Annotated in this window: 21 protein-coding genes, 1 tRNA gene and 1 riboswitch; of the genes, 8 read left to right on the top strand and 14 right to left on the bottom strand. The window is 55.9% G+C overall.

Annotation, left to right across the window (positions count from 1 at the left end):
* Positions 1–167 precede the first annotated feature (167 nt).
* Positions 168–243 (bottom strand) — tRNA-Ile (locus tag V6942_RS03310).
* 126 nt (positions 244–369) lie between these two features.
* On the opposite strand from V6942_RS03310, the gene mug reads away from it, so the two are divergent.
* Positions 370–876: a G/U mismatch-specific DNA glycosylase gene (gene mug, locus V6942_RS03305; RefSeq protein ID WP_182966987.1), complete on the top strand. Its 507-nt coding sequence runs from the start codon at positions 370–372 to the stop codon at positions 874–876.
* Positions 877–1,041: 165 nt separating this feature from the next.
* Here mug and rpoD read toward each other — a convergent pair whose 3' ends face one another.
* The 3 genes from rpoD to rpsU all read right to left on the bottom strand — a co-directional run bounded on the left by rpoD (position 1,042) and on the right by rpsU (position 5,112).
* The gene (gene rpoD, locus V6942_RS03300) at positions 1,042–2,886 is read right to left on the bottom strand and encodes an RNA polymerase sigma factor RpoD (RefSeq protein ID WP_106929608.1); all 1,845 of its coding nucleotides are present in this window, start codon (positions 2,884–2,886) and stop codon (positions 1,042–1,044) included.
* A 153-nt stretch (positions 2,887–3,039) separates the two neighbouring features.
* Positions 3,040–4,782, bottom strand: a complete 1,743-nt coding sequence (dnaG, locus tag V6942_RS03295) for a DNA primase (protein ID WP_106929610.1) — start codon at positions 4,780–4,782, stop codon at positions 3,040–3,042.
* A 114-nt stretch (positions 4,783–4,896) separates the two neighbouring features.
* Positions 4,897–5,112, bottom strand: a complete 216-nt coding sequence (rpsU, locus tag V6942_RS03290) for a 30S ribosomal protein S21 (protein WP_001144069.1) — start codon at positions 5,110–5,112, stop codon at positions 4,897–4,899.
* 236 nt (positions 5,113–5,348) lie between these two features.
* On the opposite strand from rpsU, the gene tsaD reads away from it, so the two are divergent.
* On the top strand, positions 5,349–6,362 hold the full coding sequence (gene tsaD / locus V6942_RS03285; RefSeq protein ID WP_106929612.1) for a tRNA (adenosine(37)-N6)-threonylcarbamoyltransferase complex transferase subunit TsaD: 1,014 nt from the start codon (positions 5,349–5,351) through the stop codon (positions 6,360–6,362).
* Positions 6,363–6,420: 58 nt separating this feature from the next.
* Here tsaD and plsY read toward each other — a convergent pair whose 3' ends face one another.
* On the bottom strand, positions 6,421–7,038 hold the full coding sequence (gene plsY / locus V6942_RS03280; protein ID WP_333500808.1) for a glycerol-3-phosphate 1-O-acyltransferase PlsY: 618 nt from the start codon (positions 7,036–7,038) through the stop codon (positions 6,421–6,423).
* A gap of 107 nt (positions 7,039–7,145) precedes the next feature.
* Here plsY and folB point away from each other — a divergent pair, with 107 nt between their 5' ends.
* Complete coding sequence (folB, locus tag V6942_RS03275) at positions 7,146–7,505, top strand: bifunctional dihydroneopterin aldolase/7,8-dihydroneopterin epimerase (RefSeq protein WP_106929616.1); 360 nt, start codon at positions 7,146–7,148, stop codon at positions 7,503–7,505.
* A 93-nt stretch (positions 7,506–7,598) separates the two neighbouring features.
* Positions 7,599–8,420, top strand: coding sequence for an undecaprenyl-diphosphate phosphatase (gene bacA / locus V6942_RS03270; RefSeq protein ID WP_106929617.1), 822 nt, complete (start codon positions 7,599–7,601; stop codon positions 8,418–8,420).
* Between the two features lie 10 nt (positions 8,421–8,430).
* Here bacA and V6942_RS03265 read toward each other — a convergent pair whose 3' ends face one another.
* Both V6942_RS03265 and V6942_RS03260 read right to left on the bottom strand, forming a co-directional pair.
* Positions 8,431–9,672, bottom strand: coding sequence for a multifunctional CCA addition/repair protein (locus tag V6942_RS03265; RefSeq protein WP_106929619.1), 1,242 nt, complete (start codon positions 9,670–9,672; stop codon positions 8,431–8,433).
* Positions 9,673–9,737: 65 nt separating this feature from the next.
* The gene (locus tag V6942_RS03260) at positions 9,738–10,358 is read right to left on the bottom strand and encodes a TIGR04211 family SH3 domain-containing protein (RefSeq protein ID WP_182929997.1); all 621 of its coding nucleotides are present in this window, start codon (positions 10,356–10,358) and stop codon (positions 9,738–9,740) included.
* 234 nt (positions 10,359–10,592) lie between these two features.
* Between V6942_RS03260 and V6942_RS03255 the strand changes: the two genes are divergently transcribed.
* From V6942_RS03255 to hldE, 3 genes are read left to right on the top strand one after another with little or no spacing between them, the layout of a single operon-like run.
* Positions 10,593–11,894, top strand: coding sequence for an inorganic triphosphatase (locus V6942_RS03255; protein WP_333500807.1), 1,302 nt, complete (start codon positions 10,593–10,595; stop codon positions 11,892–11,894).
* A gap of 21 nt (positions 11,895–11,915) precedes the next feature.
* Positions 11,916–14,756, top strand: a complete 2,841-nt coding sequence (gene glnE, locus V6942_RS03250) for a bifunctional [glutamate--ammonia ligase]-adenylyl-L-tyrosine phosphorylase/[glutamate--ammonia-ligase] adenylyltransferase (protein ID WP_333500806.1) — start codon at positions 11,916–11,918, stop codon at positions 14,754–14,756.
* 47 nt (positions 14,757–14,803) lie between these two features.
* Positions 14,804–16,240 carry a bifunctional D-glycero-beta-D-manno-heptose-7-phosphate kinase/D-glycero-beta-D-manno-heptose 1-phosphate adenylyltransferase HldE gene (hldE, locus tag V6942_RS03245; RefSeq protein WP_106929625.1) on the top strand — a complete coding sequence of 479 codons (1,437 nt, stop codon included), beginning with the start codon at positions 14,804–14,806 and terminating at the stop codon, positions 16,238–16,240.
* Between the two features lie 121 nt (positions 16,241–16,361).
* Here hldE and V6942_RS23400 read toward each other — a convergent pair whose 3' ends face one another.
* On the bottom strand, positions 16,362–16,421 hold the full coding sequence (locus V6942_RS23400) for a type I toxin-antitoxin system Ibs family toxin (protein WP_223878962.1): 60 nt from the start codon (positions 16,419–16,421) through the stop codon (positions 16,362–16,364).
* Positions 16,422–16,677: 256 nt separating this feature from the next.
* The gene (gene ubiK / locus V6942_RS03240; protein WP_106929629.1) at positions 16,678–16,956 is read right to left on the bottom strand and encodes a ubiquinone biosynthesis accessory factor UbiK; all 279 of its coding nucleotides are present in this window, start codon (positions 16,954–16,956) and stop codon (positions 16,678–16,680) included.
* Positions 16,957–17,077: 121 nt separating this feature from the next.
* Positions 17,078–17,228: riboswitch (FMN riboswitch) on the top strand.
* A 105-nt stretch (positions 17,229–17,333) separates the two neighbouring features.
* Between ubiK and ribB the strand changes: the two genes are divergently transcribed.
* Positions 17,334–17,987, top strand: coding sequence for a 3,4-dihydroxy-2-butanone-4-phosphate synthase (ribB, locus tag V6942_RS03235; RefSeq protein ID WP_333500805.1), 654 nt, complete (start codon positions 17,334–17,336; stop codon positions 17,985–17,987).
* A 55-nt stretch (positions 17,988–18,042) separates the two neighbouring features.
* Here ribB and V6942_RS03230 read toward each other — a convergent pair whose 3' ends face one another.
* From V6942_RS03230 to zupT, 5 genes are all read right to left on the bottom strand, one after another.
* Positions 18,043–19,116 (bottom strand): fimbrial protein, encoded by a 1,074-nt coding sequence (locus V6942_RS03230; protein WP_182929999.1) that lies wholly within the window; start codon positions 19,114–19,116, stop codon positions 18,043–18,045.
* Entirely contained in the window at positions 19,113–19,847 is a 735-nt protein-coding gene (locus V6942_RS03225) for a molecular chaperone (RefSeq protein WP_106929632.1), read from the bottom strand. Before V6942_RS03225 ends, V6942_RS03230 begins: the two co-directional genes overlap by 4 nt.
* Positions 19,848–19,861: 14 nt before the next feature.
* Positions 19,862–22,306 carry a fimbria/pilus outer membrane usher protein gene (locus V6942_RS03220; protein WP_333500804.1) on the bottom strand — a complete coding sequence of 815 codons (2,445 nt, stop codon included), beginning with the start codon at positions 22,304–22,306 and terminating at the stop codon, positions 19,862–19,864.
* Positions 22,307–22,359: 53 nt separating this feature from the next.
* The gene (locus V6942_RS03215) at positions 22,360–22,932 is read right to left on the bottom strand and encodes a fimbrial protein (RefSeq protein WP_182930001.1); all 573 of its coding nucleotides are present in this window, start codon (positions 22,930–22,932) and stop codon (positions 22,360–22,362) included.
* Positions 22,933–23,294: 362 nt separating this feature from the next.
* Complete coding sequence (zupT, locus tag V6942_RS03210; RefSeq protein ID WP_106929637.1) at positions 23,295–24,068, bottom strand: zinc transporter ZupT; 774 nt, start codon at positions 24,066–24,068, stop codon at positions 23,295–23,297.
* Positions 24,069–24,195 lie beyond the last annotated feature (127 nt).

Below are 24,195 nucleotides of genomic sequence, written 5' to 3'. Positions count from 1 at the left end.
TTCGTGACTTTTTATTTAGAGATTATCTTTACATTTTTAAAGATGAGAGTGAATTCATGCAGGTTTTTTGCTGTTTAAATAATCAGTGATAATCGAAAAAAGTAGCCTATAAGTAGCCTTAATAAAACAAAAAGGACTTGTGATTTCTCGCAAGTCCTTGTTTTATCTGGTGGCCCCTGTTGGGTTTGAACCAACGACCAAGCGATTATGAGTCGCCTGCTCTAACCACTGAGCTAAGGGGCCAGGTAGCCGACGATTATAATGTAACAGCGGCCACCAATCCAGCGTTAAGCGCGCACATGCTGTTTTTATAAACAATGCATTTTCAATTCGTTATACTCGTCTCACGATGTATTAGTCGAGGATATTATGGTTAAGGACATTATTGATTCGGGGCTGCGGGTGCTGTTCTGCGGTATTAACCCGGGGCTGTCGTCTTCCTCACTGGGCTACCCCTTTGCGCACCCGGCAAACCGTTTCTGGAAGGTGCTACATCTGGCGGGGTTTACCGAACGCCAGCTAAAGCCGGAAGAGGCGGAGCAGATGCTGGAATTTCGCTGTGGCGTGACCAAGCTGGTTGAACGCCCGACGGTGCAGGCGAGTGAGGTCAGCGTGCAGGAGTTACGCAGCGGCGGGCTGGCGCTGATTGAGAAAGTTGAGCACTACAAACCTGCTGCATTAGCCGTTCTGGGTAAGCAGGCCTTTGAACGCGGCTTAGGGCAGCGCGGGGCGACGTGGGGCAAGCAGACGTACATGATTGGCGATACCGAAGTGTGGGTATTACCAAATCCGAGTGGATTGAGCCGGATTACGCTGGATAAATTGGTAGAGGCGTATCAGGAACTGGACGTGGCGTTGAAGGTGCGAGGCTTGTAGGCTGGATAAGCGAAGCGCCATCCGGCAGAGCCTGTGCAGATTGCCGGATGGCGGCGTACAGGCCAGAGTCGCCCGGCCAGGCGCAGCGCCGCCGGGGAATGTTCCGCGCTTAACAGGCAAAAAAAAGCTCCCAAAAGGGAGCTTTTTTGCATTTTACCCGGGCGATTAATCGTCCAGGAAGCTACGCAGCACTTCAGAGCGGCTCGGGTGGCGCAGCTTACGCAGCGCTTTCGCTTCGATCTGACGGATACGTTCGCGGGTCACGTCGAACTGTTTACCCACTTCTTCCAGCGTGTGGTCGGTGTTCATATCGATACCGAAACGCATACGCAGGACTTTCGCTTCACGGGCGGTCAGGCCGGCCAGAACGTCGTGCGTGGCGGCACGCAGGCTCTCGGTGGTCGCAGAGTCCAGCGGCAGCTCGAGGGTGGTATCCTCGATGAAATCACCCAGATGCGAATCTTCATCGTCGCCGATCGGCGTTTCCATGGAGATAGGCTCTTTAGCGATCTTCAGCACTTTACGGATCTTATCTTCCGGCATCAGCATGCGTTCAGCCAGCTCTTCCGGCGTCGGCTCGCGGCCCATCTCTTGCAGCATCTGGCGGGAGATACGGTTGAGCTTGTTGATGGTCTCAATCATATGTACCGGGATACGGATGGTACGCGCCTGATCCGCGATAGAACGGGTGATCGCCTGACGGATCCACCAGGTTGCATAGGTGGAGAACTTGTAACCACGACGGTATTCAAACTTATCAACCGCTTTCATCAGACCGATGTTACCTTCCTGAATCAGATCCAGGAACTGCAGGCCACGGTTGGTGTATTTTTTGGCGATAGAGATAACCAGACGTAAGTTCGCTTCAACCATCTCTTTTTTCGCACGGCGGGCTTTCGCTTCACCGATGGACATACGACGGTTGATATCTTTAACCTGCTCGATGGTCAGGCCGGTTTCTTCTTCAATCTGCTGCAGTTTCTGCAGGCTGCGCATAACGTCTTCTTTTACGTCGTGCAGCTTTTCAGACCACGGTTTGTTCATTGCGATAGCCGCGTTGAACCAGGTTTCGCTGGTTTCGTTGCCGGTGAACAGCGTGATGAAGTTTTTCTTCGGCATTTTGCACTGTTCAACGCACATCTTCATGATGATACGTTCCTGGGTACGCACGCGGTCCATCATGGTACGCATGCTGTTGACCAGGTAGTCGAACTGTTTCGGTACCAGACGGAACTGCTTGAACACTTCGGACAGCTTCAGGATCTCTTCCTGAGCGGCAGCGTGGCTGCGGCCTTTGGCTTTGATCGTGTCGCGCGTCACTTCGTACTGAGTACGCAGCTCGGCGAATTTCTCACGCGCCAGCTCGGGGTCGATGCTGTTGTCGTCGTCGCTGTTGTCGTCGCTGTCTTCGTCTTCGTCTTCATCGTCGTCGTCCATCTCTTCCTGAGACAGCTCGGAGCCAACGTGCGTAGCGGTCGGTGCCATATCTTCTTCGGCATTCGGATCGACGAAACCGGTGATCAGGTCGGACAGACGGGCTTCTTCCGCTTCAACGCGATCGTACTGTTCCAGCAGATAGGTGATCGCTTCCGGGTATTCGGCAACGGAGCACTGTACCTGGTTGATCCCGTCTTCAATACGTTTGGCGATGTCGATTTCGCCTTCGCGGGTCAGCAGCTCTACGGTACCCATTTCGCGCATGTACATGCGCACCGGGTCGGTCGTACGCCCGATTTCAGATTCCACGCTGGACAGAACCTGTGCAGCCGCTTCTTCAGCGTCTTCATCAGTGTTGTTGGAGGTTTCAGCCAGCAACAGATCATCGGCATCCGGTGCTTCTTCCATCACCTGAATACCCATGTCGTTGATCATTTGGATGATGTCTTCGATCTGATCTGAATCGACGATATCTTCCGGCAGATGGTCATTGACCTCGGCATAGGTCAGATAGCCTTGCTCCTTACCACGTTGGACAAGAAGCTTGAGCTGTGACTGCGGGTTTTGCTCCATAAGACGGTATCCACACTTAATTCATTTGATTGGTGTCGGTCGGCGAACGAACCGCCGACATTTAAAGCGAGGGCGTACTTATATTCGTGCCGCTGCGCCTCGGGCGGCTGTCGGGGGCTTCCCGATAGGTATTCGGCAGTTAAGCCGTTAAATTCATTTTTTTTCCAGGGCCTGTCTGATTTCCCAGAATTCCCTGCGCTCTTCACTGCTCAAACCGTGCGTGCGATCGCGAGCTATCAACTCTTCCTGTCGCTGTTCAAGCATTGAATCAAAAATTCGGTTTAGCGTGTCGGTGAACATTTTTTCAACGTTCTCATCCTTTATATCGTTCCAGGTTGAGAGTTTTTCAAGTGTTGCGTATTCACTTGCTCCGCGATAGTTCTCCAACAGCTGGCCGGTCGTCAGGCCCGGTTGCGCAACACACAGGTTCACCAGCTCGGTGAACAGGTTGAGCCCCGGCAGCTTTGCCTGCGCGAGCCCATGCATAGGAGGGACGAGCGGTGCAAGATTCGGGTTTTGCACCAGTAGCCCTATAAGTATACGCATAGGCGTCTGTTTTATCTGCTGAGGCGGGCGTACCACGCCACTTTCTGCCTGTTTTGGCATTAAACGATCAAGCGCCGCATCGTCGAAGATGCCGAGCTTCAGGCCCAGCGTCTGGCGCAGCTGAATACGGTGCGCGTCGCCCGGGACCTGGCTTATCAACGGCAGCGCCAGCGCGGCGAGCTGGGTACTGCCGTCCGGCGTACTCAGGTCAACCTGTGGTAAGAGGTTGTTAAATAAGAAGACGGAGAGCGGCTGTGCGTGCTCCATCCGTGCTTCAAAAGCCTCTTTACCTTCTTTGCGTACCAGCGTATCCGGGTCTTCACCTTCGGGTAGAAACATAAAGCGTAGCTGACGACCGTCGGTCATGTACGGCATGGCGGTTTCCAGCGCGCGCCAGGCGGCGTCGCGGCCGGCACGGTCGCCGTCGTAGCAGCAAATCACGTTGTTTGTCGCACGGAATAACATATGGATGTGGTCAGCAGTGGTCGACGTACCCAGCGAGGCCACGGCGTAGTTAATACCGTATTGCGCCAGCGCGACGACATCCATATATCCTTCGACAACCAGCAGCCGCGGTGGTTCAGCGTTATGCTGCTGGGCTTCATAAAGGCCATACAGCTGGCGACCCTTATGGAAAATATCGGTTTCCGGGGAGTTCAGGTATTTCGGCGTATCGTTACCGAGTACGCGGCCACCAAAACCTATTACCCGGCCTCGTTTGTCGCGAATCGGGAACATCACGCGATTGCGGAAACGGTCGTAGGTTCTTCCCTGGTCGTTATTGACCAGCATTCCGGCATCGAGCAACAGCTTTCTGTTGTCGACATTACCCCCGAAACGTTTTAAGGCGTTATCCCAGCCCGGCGGTGCAAAACCAATAGCAAACTGCTGGACAATCTCGGCACTCAGGCCGCGTTGCTCCAGATACTGGCGTGCTGGCTCGGCAATGGGTTGGGCGAAGGATTGCTGATAAAAATCATTTAACCCTTCCATTAGCTGATAGAGATTCTGGCGCTGATGACGCTCTATCTGGCTAAGGCCTGTTCCGGCTTCATACGGCACTTCAAGATTGTGCATGGCCGCCAGTTCTTCAACGGTTTCAACGAACTCGAGCTTGTCGTAGTTCATTAAAAAGTCGATGGCATTGCCGTGCGCGCCGCAGCCAAAGCAGTGGTAAAACTGCTTATCACCGTTGACGGTGAAAGAGGGGGTTTTCTCGTTATGGAACGGACAGCACGCATGGTAATTTTTGCCCTGCTTTTTTAGCTTCACCCGTGCATCGATCAGATCGATGATGTCGGTGCGAGCCAGCAGATCATTAATAAATACGCGTGGGATTCGTCCAGCCATAGGCCCCGTTTATTTGAAGACTTATAAACGAAAACAAGCCGCGCATTCCTTTCGGAAGCACGGCCTTGCAACTACAACTCGGTCTGCAACCTGAGAGCCGATGCTCTCAACAGATTAGTACAGACGAGTACGGCGTGCGTTTTCGCGAGCCAGTTTCTTCGCGTGACGTTTCACTGCAGAAGCTTTAGCGCGCTTACGTTCGGTAGTCGGTTTTTCATAGAACTCACGACGACGAACTTCCGCCAGAACACCCGCTTTTTCACAGGAACGCTTGAAGCGACGCAGTGCTACGTCGAACGGCTCGTTTTCACGTACTTTAATTACCGGCATGTAACTCTCACCTTTAATAAATTCGGTTTGCCGCTGGCATCAACGCCAGCTTATTTCAAAATGGTGCGGAATTTTACTGCAATTGCTGCTGCTTTGTAAAGCACCGACGCGATTTTGAGAGGGACTTTTATAAGGACAGGGAGTATACACGAGCGGAACTCCAGGGGCGAACAAAGTTTTACATCAACCGGCATTGGCCCTACACTGCGCGGTATTGAAACGAGGTAAATTTAGCCATGCGTGTACTGGGTATTGAAACATCCTGCGATGAAACCGGCATCGCGATTTATGACGACGAAAAAGGTCTCTTAGCCAACCAGCTGTATAGTCAGGTGAAATTGCACGCTGACTACGGTGGCGTGGTGCCTGAGCTGGCCTCGCGCGACCACGTGCGTAAAACGGTTCCCCTGATTCAGGCGGCATTACAAGAAGCGAATCTGACGGCCAAAGATATCGATGCGGTGGCCTATACCGCCGGTCCGGGTCTGGTTGGCGCGCTGCTGGTTGGCGCAACGGTTGGCCGTTCGCTGGCGTTCGCCTGGAACGTGCCGGCAATTCCGGTACACCATATGGAAGGGCATCTGCTGGCGCCGATGCTGGAAGACAACCCGCCGGAATACCCGTTCGTTGCGCTGCTGGTCTCTGGCGGACACACGCAGCTGATTAGCGTGACCGGCATCGGTCAATACGCGCTGCTGGGCGAGTCGATTGACGATGCGGCAGGGGAAGCCTTTGACAAAACCGCCAAGCTGCTCGGCCTGGATTATCCCGGTGGCCCAATGCTGTCGAAGCTGGCCTCACAGGGAACAGAAGGGCGCTTTGTCTTCCCGCGCCCGATGACCGACCGTCCGGGGCTGGATTTTAGCTTCTCTGGTCTGAAAACCTTTGCGGCCAATACCATTCGTAATAACGGTAACGACGATCAAACGCGAGCCGATATTGCCCGTGCATTTGAAGATGCGGTGGTGGATACGCTGATGATCAAATGCCGACGTGCGCTGGATCAAACCGGCTTCAAGCGCCTGGTGATGGCTGGCGGCGTGAGCGCCAACCGCACGCTGCGCGCGAAGCTGGCGGAAATGATGCACAAACGCGGTGGCGAAGTGTTTTATGCGCGCCCTGAATTTTGTACCGACAACGGCGCGATGATTGCCTATGCCGGAATGGTGCGCTTGAAAACCGGCGTGAACGCGTCGCTGGGCGTGACCGTCCGTCCGCGCTGGCCGCTGGCTGAGCTGCCTGCGGCCTGAGTCATGGTCATCACGATGAAAAAAAGCCCTCTGTAACAGGAGGGCTTTTTTATGTCGGCTATTCGGCGTCTTTTGGCTTACGTTTTTTAAATCGCGCCCAGACTTTGGTTTCCTGGCGTCGCCATAAACGCTGAATGTTGTCATGGTGACGCAGTAAGATCAGGCAGGAAAGCATAGAGACAGGGAAAGTGTACTGGGGCTTAAACCACCAGACGTAGAACGGCGCAACCAGCGCGCTGACGATGGCGCCCAGCGATGAGTAGCCGCTTAATAAAATCGTCAGTAACCAGGTGCCGGCCATCACGCCGGTGAGATCCCAGCCGATAGGCGCAATGGCACCAAACGCGGTAGCGACGCCTTTTCCACCCTGAAAGTGGAAGAATACCGGCCAGATATGGCCCAGACAGGCGGCAATCGCCACCAGCCCAAGCCAGAAGGGGGATAAGCCCAGGGCATAGGCACCCCAGACGGGCAGCATCCCTTTCAGGATGTCGAAAACCAGGACGGCTACGGCAGCACCTTTACCGCCGACGCGCAGCACATTTGTGGCTCCGGGATTGCCGGAACCACTGGTGCGCGGGTCAGGTAACCCCGCAATGCGGCAGACCAAAATGGCGCTGGAAATTGAGCCGCAAAGGTAGGCAAGGAGGATCATTCCAGGCTCGATTGCACTCATAACGCTGTTCCATTGTGAAAATGTCGAAGTATTCTCTGCATCTGTGGATAATACGCATAATTCGCCGGAAGTGGTATCCGGTTTAGCCTAAAACCAAGCAGGTCGTGATGGATATTGTATTTATAGAGCAACTTTCGGTAATCACCACTATCGGTGTTTATGACTGGGAACAAACCATTGAACAGAAGCTGGTGTTCGATATCGAATTAGGCTGGGATAACCGTAAAGCCGCCGCCAGCGATAACGTGGAAGATTGCCTGAGCTATGCTGATATCAGCGAGGCGGTAGTGAAACACGTGGAAGGCAGCCGTTTTGCGCTGGTGGAGCGCGTGGCTGAGGAGGTCGCCGACCTGCTGATGGCGCGTTTCCGCTCACCGTGGGTGCGTATTAAGGTCAGCAAGCCGGGCGCGGTGGCGCGAGCGGCTAACGTTGGCGTTATCATCCAGCGTGGCCATAATCCTAATTAATCTTATTATTCGTCATATAACTTAAACCAAAGTGATTTATACCGGTCTTAGTGCCGGGTTTATTTTATTGGTTACTTTTTAAGGGTTTATTTAATGAGCGATATACACTCGCTGCTGGTAGCGGCCATTCTGGGTGTGGTCGAAGGATTGACGGAATTTCTGCCCGTTTCCAGCACCGGCCATATGATTATCGTTGGCCACCTGCTGGGCTTTGAAGGGGATACGGCAAAGACGTTTGAGGTGGTGATCCAGTTGGGGTCGATCCTCGCGGTGGTGGTCATGTTCTGGCGCCGCCTGTTTGGTCTGATTGGCATCCACTTCGGTCGCCCTCCGGTGCACGAGGGTAATGGTACAGGTCGCCTGTCGCTCATTCATATTCTGCTGGGGATGGTGCCGGCAGTGGTGCTGGGACTGGTGTTCCACGACGCTATTAAATCGCTGTTTAACCCCATTAACGTGATGTATGCGCTGGTGGTTGGCGGCCTGCTGTTGATTGCTGCCGAATGCCTGAAGCCGAAAAATCCGCGCGCGGTTGGCGTTGACGACATGACCTATCGCCAGGCGTTTATGATTGGCTGCTTCCAGTGTCTGGCGCTGTGGCCGGGCTTCTCTCGCTCCGGAGCGACCATTTCCGGCGGTATGCTGGTCGGCGTGAGCCGCTACGCGGCGTCCGAGTTCTCGTTCCTGCTGGCGGTGCCCATGATGATGGGCGCCACCGTGCTGGATCTCTACAAGAGCTGGCACTTCCTGACCGCAGGCGATATTCCGATGTTCGCCGTCGGTTTTGTGATGGCGTTCCTGGTGGCGCTGGTGGCCATCAAGACCTTCCTGCAGCTGATTAAACGTATTTCGTTTATTCCGTTCGCCATCTACCGCTTTATTGTGGCGGCCGCCGTGTACGTGGTCTTCTTCTGAAGACGCGCCCTCAGTCTTTCGGCTGGGGGCAACGCTTTTCCTTCCAGTTTGCGACCGCCTGAATGCGGCGTCGCGTCAGCTCCTCGCGGATTGCCGGGCCTTTAAATCCGGCCTCAATCACCTCTTTGTTCCCTACGCTTTTGGCAACGGCCCAGGCCTCGCGCAGCAGGCGCCCCTGCGGGTAATCACAGGCCTCAAAACGGGTGCGCCCGCGCACGTCCGCCTCGCTGGTCAGCGCGATTTGCTCTACGCGCTGCGGTTTACGCCAGGCGTCGATGGCATCAAACAGTTTCACCAGCGTTTTCGGTTGGAGGATGGGTAGGGTGTGAATTAAATCGTGGAACTCGGCAACCAGCTTCGCCAGCTCGCGCATGTCATTCGGCACTTTCAGACGCTGGCACAGCTGTTCGACCAGCTTGACGCCCGCCGGGCCGTGGCCGTGATGGCGAGGCCAGAATTCTTTAGGCGTCAGCCCTTTGCCTAAATCGTGGCACAGGGTGGCGAAACGGACGTCGATATCCGGGCTCAGCATGGCTGCCATAGAGACGGTCATCAGCGTGTGGACGCCGGTGTCAATTTCCGGGTGCCATTTCTCCGGTGCCGGGACGCCAAACAGCGCGTCAATTTCCGGGAACAGCACCTTTAACGCGCCGCAGTCGCGCAGCGTCTGGAAGAACACCTGCGGGTTGCGGGTGGAGAGTGCGCTCTCGGTCTCTTTCCAGACGCGCTCCGGCGTCAGGTGCGCCAGCTCGCCAGCGTCGGCCATCGCACGCATCAGCGCGAGGGTTTCGTCGGCAATACGGAAGCTCAGATGTGCATAGCGTGCGGCAAAACGCGCCACGCGCAGGACGCGCAGCGGGTCTTCAGAGAAGGCGGGTGAAACGTGGCGCAGAATGCGCTGCTGAAGATCGCGCTGGCCGCCGTACGGATCGATGATCGTGCCGTCGGCATCCTGAGCGAGCGCGTTAACGGTGAGGTCGCGGCGCAGCAGATCCTGTTCAAGCGTAACGTCCGGTGCAGCGTAGCAGGTAAAACCCGTATAGCCGGAGCCGGATTTACGCTCGGTGCGCGCCAGCGCATACTCTTCGTGGCTTTCGGGATGCAAGAAAACAGGGAAATCACGGCCTACCTGTTGATAGCCTGCATCCAGCATTTGCTGCGGCGTGGCACCGACCACGACCCAATCTTTATCTTTGATCGGTAGGCCTAATAACCCATCCCGAACCGCTCCGCCGACCAGATAACTCTTCACGCCACGCTTCTCCTCGTCAATTTCCTTCTGATAATACGAAAGAAGTCGACTTAAGGCGAGTTGGCTTAGTTCATCCAGCGATCTTTACGCTTGCGGCTTGGAATGATGTGCGGCAGCACCAGGCCAAGAAGCAGGCCGATACCTAGCACGCCGCCGCCATACATAAACCACTGCATGATGATGGTGCGCTGCTTATCGTCAAGCTGCAGATTGGCGGCATTCACTTTTTTCTGCGCCACGATAAGCTCGTTTTTCAGCTTCTGATTTTCGTTTTTCAGGCCGTTAATCACACCATCGCTCTCAGCGACCTTTTTCTGCATTTCTGCCGTACGCTGGTTCCAGGTGGTGTCGATGTTGTTCAGCTTGTCGGTCAGGGTTTTTACCTGATTTTCCAGATCCGGCACGCGGGTGCGCAGGCTCGGCGTCGCGGTCAGCTCTTTGAGGGGAATCCATGCGGTGCGGCCGTTGCTGTCGCGCACCTGGCCATATTGGGTGTTTTCGTTGGTCTGTAGCAGGGTCACTTCTTCACCCGCGTTGACGGTCCCCGCCAGGCGATAGTTATCGCCCGGGCCGCTGCGAACCCAGGTGTTCAGTTCATCAGAAACGTAACGCTTTTCATCGGCGTGAGCGACGGTTGAAGCGGTAAGTGCAAGTAAAGTAATGGCAATTAAGCGTAATTTTGGCATCAGATCATCGTTTTTGTCATAAAAGTGGAACGATAGTAGTGGCAACAGTCTGACGACGCAAAGCATTCTGCGGCAATCAGAATCCTCCAGGAGGAAAAAATGTCATCAGCAGCTGGCCTGACAAATTGCGCATTGCATGGCAATTTGTCGCAAAATACTATCTACTGACAAAAAGAATACCTGTAAGTTCGCCCTAAAGGTATTTTCCGGCAACGAAACCATAAGAATTCAGTCATGGCTCAAGAAATCGAACTCAAATTTATCGTCGATGACGCTGGCGTTGAAACGCTGCGCAACCACCTTCATACCCTTAACGCAGAGCACACCCCGCCGGGGCAACTGCTGAATATTTATTACGAAACTGCGGATAACTGGCTGCGTCGCCATGATATGGGGCTGCGCATTCGCGGCGATAACGGCCGTTATGAAATGACGCTGAAAATCGCCGGGCGTACCGTCGGCGGGCTGCATCAGCGTCCGGAATACAATATCGCTATCGACACCCCTGAGCTGGCGCTTGATAAGCTGCCGGCGGAAGTCTGGCCGAACGGTGAAATGCCTGAAGGGCTGGCCGCGCAGGTTAACCCGCTGTTTAGCACAGATTTTTATCGTGAAAAGTGGGTGGTTATGCAGGGCGGAAGCCGGATTGAGATCGCGCTGGATCAGGGGGAAGTGAAAGCGGGCGAGCACCAGGAAGCGATTTGCGAGCTGGAGCTGGAACTGCTGAGCGGTGAAACTGCCGACGTGCTGGCGCTGGCGAAACAGCTGGCTGAGACCGGCCTGCTGCGTCAGGGCAGCCTGAGCAAAGCCGCGCGTGGCTACCACCTGGCGCAGGGCAACCTGGAGCGTCCGATTCAGCCGCTGGCGATTTTAACCCTGCCGCCGAAATCGACGGTAGGGCAGGCGATGGAGGCCGCGCTGGAAAATGCGCTGGCCCACTGGCAGTACCACGAAGAGCTGTGGCTGCGGGGCAATAAGAAAGCGAAGATCGAGGTGGTTAACGCTTTGGGGCTGGTGCGTCATATTCTGACGCTGTTTGGCGGCATCGTGCCGCGCAAAGCCAGCGCGAGCCTGCGCGACGGGTTGACCCAGGTTGATGCGCTGATGGCAAGCAATGCCTCCGCGCAGGATGTCGTTTTCAGCCGTGAAACTGCGTTGACCAAGCTGGCCTACACCGAGTGGTTGGTGACCCGTGGCTGGCAGGCGTTCCTCGACGCAAAAGCCGAAGCCAAACTGGCCGACTCCTTTAAACGTTTTGCCGATATCCACCTTTCACGTCAGGCCGCCGAGTTGCGCACCACCTTCGCTTACCCGCTGGGTGATGCCTATGGCGACCAGCTGCCGCGTCTGACGCGCGGCATCAACACCGTTCAACTGCTGGCTGGGTATTATCCCCTCGAACAGGCGGCTAACTGGCTGGCGAACTGGCAGGGCCTGCGTCACGCTATCGAAACGCGCCAGCATATTGAAATTGAACATTTCCGCAATGAGGCACTGTCGGTTGAGCCGTTCTGGCTACACAGCGGAAAACGTTAATTAACTTCAGGGAACCCGCGTATGACGCCGCTTTCTTCGCAGTTACAGCAGCACTGGCAAACGCTTGTGGATCGCGCTCCGGACGATTTTCCCATCCGGTCGTTGAGTTCTGAGGCGCAGGCTGTTTTCACCTTCAGTGATTTTGTTCAGCAAAGTTTAACGGCGCACCCGGCGTGGCTGGCGTCGCTGGAAAGCGAACCGCCACAGGCGGATGAATGGCGGCAATACGCGGGCTGGCTGCAGGCCGAGTTGGCAGAGGTGTACGACGAGGCGGCGCTGATGCGCGCGCTGCGTCTGTTCCGCCGTCGGATGATGGTACGCATCGCCTGGGCGCAGGCGCTGTCGCAGGTTTCTGAAGAAGAGACGCTTCAGCAGCTCAGCCATCTGGCGGAAACGCTGATTGTCAGCGCCCGCGACTGGCTGTATGACGCCTGCTGCCGCGATTGGGGGACGCCGTGCAGCGCCGACGGTGTTCCGCAGCCGCTGCTGATCCTCGGGATGGGTAAGCTGGGCGGCGGCGAGCTGAATTTCTCTTCTGATATCGATCTGATTTTTGCCTGGCCGGAGCACGGCAGCACCCAGGGCGGTCGTCGTGAGCTGGATAACGCCCAGTTCTTTACCCGCCTGGGCCAGCGCCTGATTAAAGTCCTCGACCAACCAACGCAGGACGGTTTTGTCTACCGCGTTGATATGCGTCTGCGCCCGTTCGGCGATAGCGGTCCGCTGGTGCTGAGCTTTGCGGCGCTGGAAGATTATTACCAGGAGCAGGGGCGCGACTGGGAGCGCTATGCGATGGTCAAAGCCCGCATCATGGGCGATGATGACGGCGTGTATACCAGCGAGCTGCGTGCGATGCTGCGCCCGTTCGTTTTCCGCCGCTATATTGATTTCAGCGTGATCCAGTCTTTACGCAATATGAAAGGCATGATCACCCGCGAAGTCCGCCGCCGCGGCCTGAAAGACAACATCAAGCTCGGCGCAGGCGGGATCCGCGAAATTGAGTTTATCGTGCAGGTCTTTCAGCTGATTCGCGGTGGCCGCGAACCTTCGCTGCAAAGTCGCTCATTGCTGCCGACCCTGACGGCGATTGAGGCATTACACCTGCTCTCGGAAGATGATGCGCGCGCGCTGCGCGAGGCATACCTGTTTTTACGCCGCCTGGAAAACCTGCTGCAAAGCATCAACGACGAGCAGACGCAAACGCTGCCGGGCGATGAGCTCAATCGCGCCCGACTGGCGTGGGGGATGGGCTTTGCCGAGTGGCAGACGCTCACCGAACGGCTGGATGCGCTGATGGCGCAGGTACGCCGTGTGTTTAATGAACTTATCGGCGATGACGAAGAAAACTCGCAGGAAGAGCAGCTGTCAGAAGCCTGGCGCGAGCTGTGGCAAGATGCGCTACAGGAAGAAGATTCGCCAGCGGTATTGATGCACCTCAGTCATGATGATGGCCAACGCGTGCTGGCGCAAATTACCGATTTCCGTAAAGAGCTGGATAAGCGCACCATTGGCCCGCGCGGGCGCCAGGTGCTGGACTCGTTGATGCCGCACCTGCTCAGCGAAGTATGCGCCCGTGAAGATGCGCTGGTGCTGCTGTCGCGTATTACGCCGTTGCTGAGCGGTATCGTCACCCGAACCACCTATCTTGAGCTGTTAAGCGAATACCCCGGAACCCTAAAACACCTGATTCGTCTATGCGCCGCGTCACCGATGGTGGCCAGCCAGCTGGCGCGCTACCCGCTGCTGCTGGACGAGCTGTTGGATCCGAACACGCTGTACCAGCCGACGGCGACCGATGCCTACCGTGACGAGCTGCGCCAGTATCTTCTGCGCGTGCCGGAAGAGGACGAAGAGCAGCAGCTGGAAGCGCTGCGGCAATTTAAACAGGCACAGCTGCTGCACATTGCGGCGGCTGATATCGCCGGTACGCTGCCGGTCATGAAGGTGAGCGACCACTTAACCTGGCTGGCGGAAGCGATGATCGATGCGGTCGTACAGCAGGCGTGGGTGCAGATGGTGGCTCGCTACGGCCAGCCGACGCATCTGCGCGAGCGTCACGGGCGCGGTTTTGCGGTCATCGGCTACGGCAAGCTGGGGGGATGGGAACTGGGCTACAGCTCGGATCTGGATCTGGTGTTCCTGCACGATTGCCCGATGGATGCGATGACCGACGGCGAGCGCGAAATCGACGGTCGTCAGTTCTATCTGCGTCTGGCGCAGCGCATTATGCATCTGTTCAGCACCCGAACGTCGTCCGGTATTCTGTATGAAGTGGATGCGCGCTTGCGCCCTTCCGGTGCGGCGGGAATGCTGGTGACCACCGCCGAAGCATTTGCCGACTATCAGCAAAACGAAGCGTGGACCTGGGAGCATCAGGCGCTGGTGCGCGCCCGCGTGGTCTACGGCGATCCGCAGCTTCAGCAGCAGTTTGATGCCATCCGTCGCCAGATCCTGACCAACGTGCGCGACGGCGGGGCGCTGCAAACCAAAGTGCGCGAGATGCGGGAAAAAATGCGCGCCCACCTCGGGGGCAAACAGCGCAACCGTTTCGACATCAAAACTGACGCGGGCGGGATCACCGATATTGAATTTATTACCCAGTATCTGGTGCTGCGCTACGCGCACGAGAAACCGAAGCTGACGCGCTGGTCGGATAACGTGCGCATTCTCGAACTGCTGGCGCAAAATGACATTATGGACGAGCAGGAAGCGCTGGCGTTGACCCGCGCTTACACCACGCTGCGTGATGCGCTGCATCACCTGGCGCTGCAAGAGCTGCCGGGCAATGTCGATCTGGCGAGCTTCGCTCATGAGCGCGAGCTGGTTAGCGCCAGCTGGCAGAAGTGGCTGGTCCAACCGTGAAGTATGCTATTATCGCGCGAAAATTTTGATTCTCTCAGGAGACACGAATGAAAGTGACGCTGCCGGAATTTGAACGTGCAGGAGTGATGGTGGTTGGCGATGTGATGCTGGATCGCTACTGGTATGGCCCAACCAGCCGAATTTCCCCGGAAGCCCCGGTGCCCGTGGTCAAAGTTGAAACGATCGAAGAACGTCCCGGCGGCGCGGCGAACGTGGCGATGAACATTGCGTCTCTGGGGGCGAATTCGCGCCTCGTGGGCCTGACCGGCATCGACGATGCGGCACGCGCGCTGAATAAGGCGCTGGCTGACGTGAACGTCAAATGTGATTTCGTCTCCGTGCCGACGCACCCGACGATCACCAAGCTGCGTGTACTGTCGCGTAACCAGCAGCTGATTCGTCTCGATTTTGAAGAGGGCTTCGCGGGCGTCGATCCGCAGCCGCTGCACGATCGCATTCAGAGCGCGCTGCCGACCGTCGGTGCGCTGGTGCTGTCCGACTATGCCAAGGGCGCGCTGGAAAGCGTGCAGCAGATGATTTCGCTGGCGCGTCAGGCGAAAGTACCGGTACTGATTGACCCGAAAGGCACCGATTTTGAACGCTATCGTGGCGCAACGCTGCTGACGCCGAACCTCTCTGAGTTCGAAGCGGTGGTTGGCAAGTGCAAAACTGAAGAAGAGATCGTCGAGCGCGGTATGAAGCTGATTGCCGATTTTGATTTGGCTGCGCTGCTGGTGACCCGCTCCGAGCAGGGGATGACGCTGCTACAGCCGGGCAAAGCGCCGCTGCATCAGCCGACTCAGGCGCAGGAAGTGTACGATGTAACCGGCGCCGGTGATACGGTGATCGGCGTACTGGCGGCCACGCTGGCGTCGGGCAAAACGCTGGAAGAAGCCTGCTTCTTCGCCAACGCGGCGGCGGGCGTGGTGGTCGGTAAACTGGGCACCTCGACCGTTTCGCCTATTGAGCTGGAAAACGCCGTGCGTGGTCGCGCCGATACCGGTTTTGGCGTGATGAGCGAAGAAGAGCTGAAGCTGGCCGTCGCTGCCGCGCGCCGTCGTGGTGAAAAAGTGGTGATGACCAACGGCGTTTTCGACATTCTGCACGCGGGCCACGTTTCTTACCTGGCGAACGCCCGCAAGCTTGGCGATCGTTTGATCGTGGCAGTTAATAGCGATGCGTCGACCGCACGTCTGAAAGGCCCGACTCGCCCGGTGAACCCGCTGGATCAACGTATGATCGTGCTGGGCGCGCTGGAATCCGTCGACTGGGTGGTCTCTTTTGAAGAAGACACGCCACAGCGCCTGATTGCCGGGATCTTGCCGGATCGCCTGGTTAAAGGCGGCGACTATAAGCCAGAGCAGATTGCCGGCAGCGAAGAAGTGTGGGCCAACGGCGGTGAAGTACTGGTGCTGAACTTTGAAGACGGCTGTTCCACCACCAATATTATCAAGAAGATCCAAAAAGACAGCGATAAGTCGTGATTGCGCGAGACGCATCGAACATTTTGCTGCGCTGCGTCTCTTGCGGTTGACGCTGTTCTCTTTTCGACCTAGATTAAAGGAATAAGGGTGAGAGGGGATTTCTCCCCCCTCTGATTGACTGTTAGTAAGCGGCGAAACTTATCAGTAACAGAACAACCAGTATGATGAGTTGCTTCATCATAACCCTTTCCTTATCAAAGCCCCTTCTTCGGTAGGGGCTTTCCCGTTTCAGCCCCATGCTGACAACGCGATTGTTGGTGAACGCCCTGCCAGCGACAAGCCCTTTCTCTCTCTACGTTCTCAATGCGGAATCGTGCACGCAAAAACGGTTTGCGTGGCTCCAGACCGACGAATTTTGGCTAAAAAAATCCCCGGCGTTATCTGCCAGGGATGTGGTGTTTCTGTGCTGCTCGCGCGAAGAGGCGAAGCCGATGCTGTTACTGTTCGGCGGCCGATTCGTCTTTGGTCGCCGGGGTCTGGCGGGCTTCCAGCTCGCTAATCCGCTGTTCCAGCAGCGCCAGCTTTTCGCGGGTGCGCAGCAGAACCTGCGTTTGCACGTCAAACTCTTCGCGGCTTACCACGTCAAGGCGCGTCAGCTGTGACTGGATCACCTGGCGAACTTTCTTTTCTACGTCATCCCCGAATTCACGCAGGCCTTTCGGCATGGACTCGTGGACCTGGCGGGCGATTTGTTCAATTTTTTTCGGGTCGATCATCTCTGTTTCCCTGATTCTGTCGGCATTGCGGTTATTGTAGTGTCTTCTCCCGATGCGATAAACCAGAATTGTGCGAAGCTTATGCATTGCCGAAGATAATCAATAGCGTTATAGTAAGTACGCTTATTCTCAGGGCGGGGCGAAATTCCCCACCGGCGGTAAATCAGCTACGGCTGAAAGCCCGCGAGCGCTTCCCATGTCCAATGGGAGGGTCAGCAGATCCGGTGTAATTCCGGGGCCGACGGTTAAAGTCCGGATGGGAGAGAGTAACGATTCAGTCGGGTTAAACCCCGCTCGCGTTATCCATTTGCCGCTGGTCGGCACTCCTAAGACTGCCCTGATTCTGGTAACCATAATTTTAATGAGGTTTTTTTACCATGAATCAGACGCTACTTTCCTCTTTTGGTACTCCGTTTGAACGCGTTGAAAACGCACTGATTGCTCTGCGCGAAGGCCGTGGCGCGATGGTGCTGGACGACGAAGATCGTGAGAACGAAGGCGACATGATCTTTGCCGCCGAAAACATGACCGTTGAACAAATGGCGCTGACTATCCGTCACGGTAGCGGCATCGTTTGTCTGTGCCTGACCGACGAACGTCGTAAACAGCTCGATCTGCCGATGATGGTCGAAAATAATACCAGCGCCTACGGTACCGGTTTTACCGTCACCATCGAAGCGGCACACGGCGTGACCACCGGCGTTTCTGCCGCTGACCGTCTGACTACCGTGCGTGCGGCGATTGTCGATAACGCGAAGCCGTCAGACCTGAACCGTCCGGGCCACGTCTTCCCGCTGCGCGCGCAGCCGGGCGGCGTTCTGACCCGCGGCGGCCACACTGAAGCGACCATCGATCTGGTGAGCCTGGCGGGCTTTAAACCGGCTGGCGTACTGTGCGAACTGACCAACGACGACGGCACCATGGCGCGCGCGCCGGAGTGCATCAAGTTTGCGAAAGAACACAATATGGCGCTGGTGACCATTGAAGATCTGGTGGCGTACCGTCGCGAGCACGAGCGTAAAGCCAGCTAATTTCGTGGTTTGTGCCGTCAACGTGAAGGCCGGGGTTATCCCGGCCTTTGTGTCTCTAATTGTAGTTAATCTTAAAGATCACCACGGATTCAAAGTGGCCCACCTTGACCTCTTCCCCTGCGACCTTTGACAGTTCAGCCTGATAGTCCTGCGTGACCGTCAGCAGCGAGCCGGTGAAATCGGCATATTCCGCGTACTGGTTAAAGGTGTTGAGCGTATCATCCGCGCTGTTGCGGATTTGCAGCCGCAGGCCGTTGCCTATCAGCAGCGCGGTATCCTCATCGACGAGCGTTTCGGTGGTATAGAAGGATGACGAAACCTTAAACCCGTCGTTGCACATGCCGTCCTGGGTTTTGGTGGTGGTGATGGAAAAGGTGCGGTTCATCGTGCCGCTGTCGATGTCGTAGGGGTTGAACGTACCGAAATCAATCACCTGGTTGGCCGGCTCGATGTTGAAGTTGACGTTACAGTCGAGCACGCGGATGTTTTCCAGGCCGTTAACGTGATATTTGAGGTTATAGGCGTCCGGGCTTTGGTTCCAGCCGTTGGCGCCGTCAAACTGTACCAGCGTGAAGTCGCCAAGCGTACTTTGATAGCCGTGTGGCGGCATGGTTTTTATTTTCACGTACAGCCGCATGCGGGCCATAAAGGTGCGCGAGTAGTGCGGATCGTCAGCGTTTTTGCTGCAGAGACGATCTTCCCATCCCGATGCTCTGATTTGATCGGCGGTGAATTTTTGATAATAAGCGTTATCGATGCAGGTGTTGGTATCAATGCCGACCGCGCCCTGTGTCGCGTCATAATCGACGCCCGCATAGGTCACACCCAATTGATAATGGGGGTCATCCACGCTGGAATAGGGGTTTACCCAGGCAAACACGTTTTCTCCGACGCGCTTACCGCTCTCCTCCCGGTCGCCGTTGTCGCAGTAGACCGGCACTTTGATATCACCGCTTTCCCAGATTTTATCCCCCACCTGGGCGTTATTCGGCACGGCGAATTCTTCCAGGGTTTGATATTTGTCGGTGGGACCGCCGGAGGCGCCAAGGTAGCAGTGAACGGCCCATGCGTTCTCGAAGGGAGCCAGCAGTAGCATCAAGAACAGCAGCGAAGCTAATCGGCGGATCATTTTTTGGCCTCTGGCACGGTGGCGCTGCAGCTACCCTGGCAGTTCAGGCGCAGCATACGTAAGGCGCCATAATCATCCATATAGCCAAGATAGAATCCTGACCCGCTGTTCGCTCCCGCGTTCAGGCTGGCGGCGGTGAACGGCGCCAGCATGGTGGTTTTAAAACTGGGGAACACGCCGTTGAGATCTTTACCAAAATAGGCCAGCGTAATGTAGTAAGGCGTGGGGTTGTTCACCTGCAACGTTTTGCCATTCAGGCGATATGTCATGCGCTGCTCTGTGGCGTCGCCCGGTTTTTTCTTCAGCGAAGCGGGCCGCCAGAACAGCTTGATTCTGGACTGCATCGCCACCTGAACGACGGCGTGGTTATCAGCATTCTCTGGGGTGGGTGGGATTTCGCGAATGTTGTAGTAAAACAACGATTCACGATCCGTCGGCAGCGTGGCGGCGCTACCCTGCTTGACGATGCGCACCTGGCTAATCGCACCGGGTTCCAGCCGCTGCATCGGCGGCAGGGCGGCAAAAAAAGCGTCGCTCTTCTTTCCCTTATCATCTTCAATCCACGAGTACGCCAGATAGGGGAGCTCCTGGCTGGCGTTGGTCAACTTCAGGCTGGCGGCTTTGTTGGCACCATTAAAAATCACTCTGGTGCGATCGGGAGACACCGCCGCCTGAGCGATGAGCGGCGCGACAAGCGCCAGACAAAACAGATTTTTTACGATGGGCGTCATTTCTTCATCCTTAATCAATGACAGGGCAGCATTAATGGCTGCGGAATAGCGGTGAGTGAGTCAGGCAGCGTAATACGACAGCGAGTCTCGGCCCATTGAACGGTAAATTGCTGGCCAGCGTTGACGCCGCTTAGCCAGACGTGGCCTTCTTCGCTGACCATGCCGACATCGCTTTTCCCTTCCTCGCCGTGAACGACGGCCCCCAGCGGCGGGTAGCTACCGTCGACGGCGCGAATGAGCGCGTTAACGTCCATCCCCGCGCGTGAAGCCAGCGTTTTATAGCCAATCGCGCCTTCGGTCCATGTTTCTCTCAGCGCGTTTTCACTTACCGTCACGCCGTCCGGCAGGGCGTCCATATTGACGGCGACGGTGGTCGGTTGGTAGCTGGCGATCATTGGAACGACGGCGTAGCCGAACAGGTTGGTGGCATTAAAATCGCCCTGTACCGGAATATCGGCAACCCCGTCGGTGCTGACCATCAGCCGTGGTTCATTACTGATACTGCGACGGTGGAACGCCGCCCCGTGGCGAGTGGCGGTGAAAGAGCCGTTCCAGCTGGCGCTGGCGGAGGTGTAATCGCTGGCGGCATAGCTGCCGGAAAGCTGTAGGTCGCCGACGGTAGAGCGATGCTGATAATTACCGCGGAACTGGGCGCCATTATCCGGCCTATCGGTTGCCGCGCCGGCGGAAACGCCCCAGGTATTGTGCGCATCGGACGAATCGTTCCATGAGACCGTATGGCTGGTATTGTCGCCGTTGCGCATATCGTAGCTTAAGCGCTGGGCGAAACCGAATGGCACGGAAACAGAGACGTAGATCTGATTATCGTTGTCACTCTCTTCATAGTGCGTGGTGCTGAACGTGGTGGTCAGTGAGATATTCTTCCAGCTACCGGCATCGAAATTAAAACCGGCGGTCACGCTGGCTGACGTGGAGGCATCGCCGTCCCACCACAGCTGGCGCAGCGCGGTGACGTAGAGATTCATGTTCAGTGCATCAATAGGCTGGCTGGCGGAAATACTGATGGTTTGCTTTTCGTCCTGCGTATTGTCGCTATCGATCTGGTGGTCGACAAAATTGGCGTAGCTGTGAAACGTCCGTTCGGAAAACCGATAGGCGGCCAGCGAAACCTGGCTGTCGGTGGCGTCGAAGCGTTTACTGTAGTTCAGCCGGTAGCTGGAGCCTTTATCTTGCTGGCCGTTATCAAACTGGCTGACGGCGTGCGTGACATCAAAGGAAACCGCGCCCAGCCAGAGCATATTTTGCCCCACGCCAAGCGCGGCGGAACGATAGTCGCTGCCAGCTGCCAGCAGGCCGCCATACAGCGACGTATTTGAGAGTGCCCCCCAGGACGCCTCCCCGCTGATAAAGGTGTCGTCTACCACGCTGTGTGAAAGGTCGGGGCGCATACGCCCGGTGGTGACTTTATAACGAATCTGGCCCTGACGGGTTAAGAATGGCGTGGAAGCGGCAGAAACCTGAAAGGTATTGACGCGGCCGTCCTCTTCGGTGACTTCGACGTCCAGCGTACCTTGTACCGACTGGTTGAGGTCGCTGATGATAAACGGCCCCGGCGCGACTTTGGTTTGATAAATGATCCTGCCATCGTGTTTTACCGCGACGGTGGCGTTGGTTTGCGCGACCCCGCTGATTTGCGGCGCATAGCCGCGCAGTTCCCAGGGGAGCATGCGATCGTCGCTAACCAGCGATGCGCCCGTATAGGAGAAACCGTCGAAAATATCGGAGCTAAAGTCCGTTTCGCCAAGCGTTAATTTCGCGCCTAATGCGCTGAGCGGGCGGAATAAGTAGGTTCTGGAAATGGTGTGTGCGCTTTCGCTGCTATCGTCGCTGCGGGTCTGGCTAAGCTGATAGTCGCTGCGCAGCCGCCACGCGCCAGCGTTTATGCCGCTGGTGCCGTAGGCATTAAGGTTTTCGCTGTGGCCGCCGTCGTGCGGACGATAGCGGCTGGCGAAAAGATTATAGTCGAGCAGAAAACCGGCGACGCCATCGTTCCACGTTGCGGGCGGCATCCAGCCATTGACCTTCCGGTTCATCCAGGCCTGTGGAATAGCAATATCGAGCTGCTGTTGCGCTAAGTCGAGCTTCAGCGTCATTTCCGGATGTGAGCGAAAACTGACGCAGCCGTTATCGACCGGCAGCGTGCGGAGAAATTCGTCTTTCAACCCTAAACTGTCGGCCAAATCGACCGGAATACAGGGTTCTACGTTTTGTTCTTCTTGTCGCCAGGTGAGCAACCGGCCAGAGGATATTTTATTTTTATTCACGACAACGGAGACGAAATAATCACCGGGCAGCACAGAGGGATTATCCCTTAAAAGGGAGACATCAACGCTATTACGCATAGATTTATCCAGCACGTTAAGGTTGAATTCCGTCGCGCTAGCCGAGCAGGCGAATAATAAACCGCAGCCTGATGCAGTAATTTTGTCGATATTCACGGCGTCCCTACCTGATTATCTGGAAAAAGGCGGCCTGGCGGCCGCCCGGTATCTTATTTGTAAGACAGGACGTAGGTGGCGTTCGCATTCACCGCGCCAGGGGTGGCAGGGGTGGCTTTCGTACCGTCAACCAGCTCCATATAGGCCTGGAACGGCAGCGTTTGTTCTGAAGAGGCCTGAACCAGCGTGATCTCTTTGGCGGTGCCAAGGGTGATATTCTGGCCGGTGCCGTCCAGCAGACGTACGCCCACGCCGGTTGCGCCACCGGTCATGGTGTTGGACAGCAGGCTTTCGCCTTCAGTCGTCACCGCGGTGCTGGTGAAGGTCACATCCACTTTCGTGATCGGGGAGCCCTGGCCGTTGTCTGAGCTCGGCAGGTCGCAATCGACCAGATGAATGCTGGAATCCACGGCGTCAGAGTGGCCCTTTGAGTTGATATAGCTAGCCGGGACTTCGCCGAGGTCAACCTGCTTGTCGACGTCTTCCGCTTTGATGGCGCAAGGTGCGGCGATAACGTCACCGGTAAAGGTGATTTTGCCGGAGCCGCCGTCCACGTCAGCCAGCGCTGCGGTTGATGATAAGGCTGCTGTAATCAGTGCAAACAGCGCTGTTTTTCCCATATTCATATCAAGATCCTTCATTTGTAGTATTGCCAGGTTAATTCATTTATTTCTCATATTTTATTTCTGGGAAATAAAATTCGAAATCAAAATGATAATTTCCGTTTATTGTTTAAGCGTGTTTTATCGTTAATTGAACGCGTTACGGTAGTAACTAATTTCATATTAAATAAACGTTGTTGCGGATAATAAAGGATTTTATCGCTATGAAGGAATGTAAACAGAGAAAATGGGAATTTATTTATATAATTATTGTGCGCGCTTTTTGAATAATAAATTATTTATGTAAATATATTCAATAAATGAATAGGAGCGCAGCGTGCGCTCCTGTTAAATATTTTGGCTTATTTAAGGGAGATATCAGCAGGTTAGCCGATTCCCATGGATTGCAGTATCACCAGGCTTAACCCCATTACCGACATTCCGCACAGCACGCCGTAGCTTGGATTGTTGTTGGGGTCGATCTCTTTTGCCAGCGGCATAAGCTCATCGACGGACAGTGCGACCATAATACCGGCCACCGCTGCCATGATTGATGCCATCACCACCGGCGATACCATGCTGCCGAGAATTGCCCATGCCAGCACGCCGCCCAGGATCTCAGCCATACCGGAAATACCGGCCCAGAATACGGCCTTGCGTTTCGATCCCGTCGCGGCGTACACCGGCCCGGCGACCGCCAGCCCTTCAGGAATATTGTGGAGCGCAACGGCCAGCGCGATACCAAAACCGAGTTCAAGATTATTGCTGGCAGTCACAAAGGTGGCGATACCTTCCGGGAAGTTGTGCAGGCTGATGCCCAGGGTCAGCAAAACGGCGGTACGGCGAATATTACGCGGCAGCGGTGGAGTATTTTTTTGCACCAGGTCCTGCGGATGGGCGTGCGGCAATACGCGGTCCAGCGCGAAGTAGCCGAGCAGCCCGAAGACAAACATGCCGTAGCCCAGCACCGGTGACATGCCCGGCGCATCAAGCGCTGCGGGCAGCATCTCCATCAGGGAGATCAGCAGCATAATCCCGGCGGCAAAGCCGAGGGAAAACGCCAGCACGCGGTTAGACGGTTTCTGACCAATCACCCCGAGAAAAGCGCCAATAAACGTCGCTGCGCCGGCCAATAATGTCAGAATCAGGGGTACCGACATCGTTCACTCCTTATGATAATGATTATCATTCATGATATTGAAAATCGTTTTCCCTTGCGAGGGCTGAACGCATTCTTTACGTCATCCTTACATTCAAATTTTCTGAAGATCATCATCACGCTTATCT

Origin of the sequence: Kluyvera genomosp. 2 (genome assembly GCF_036759865.1) — a bacterium.
GTDB classification, from domain to species: Bacteria; Pseudomonadota; Gammaproteobacteria; order Enterobacterales; family Enterobacteriaceae; genus Kluyvera; species Kluyvera ascorbata_B.
This window is presented reverse-complemented; position numbering and strand designations above follow the sequence as displayed.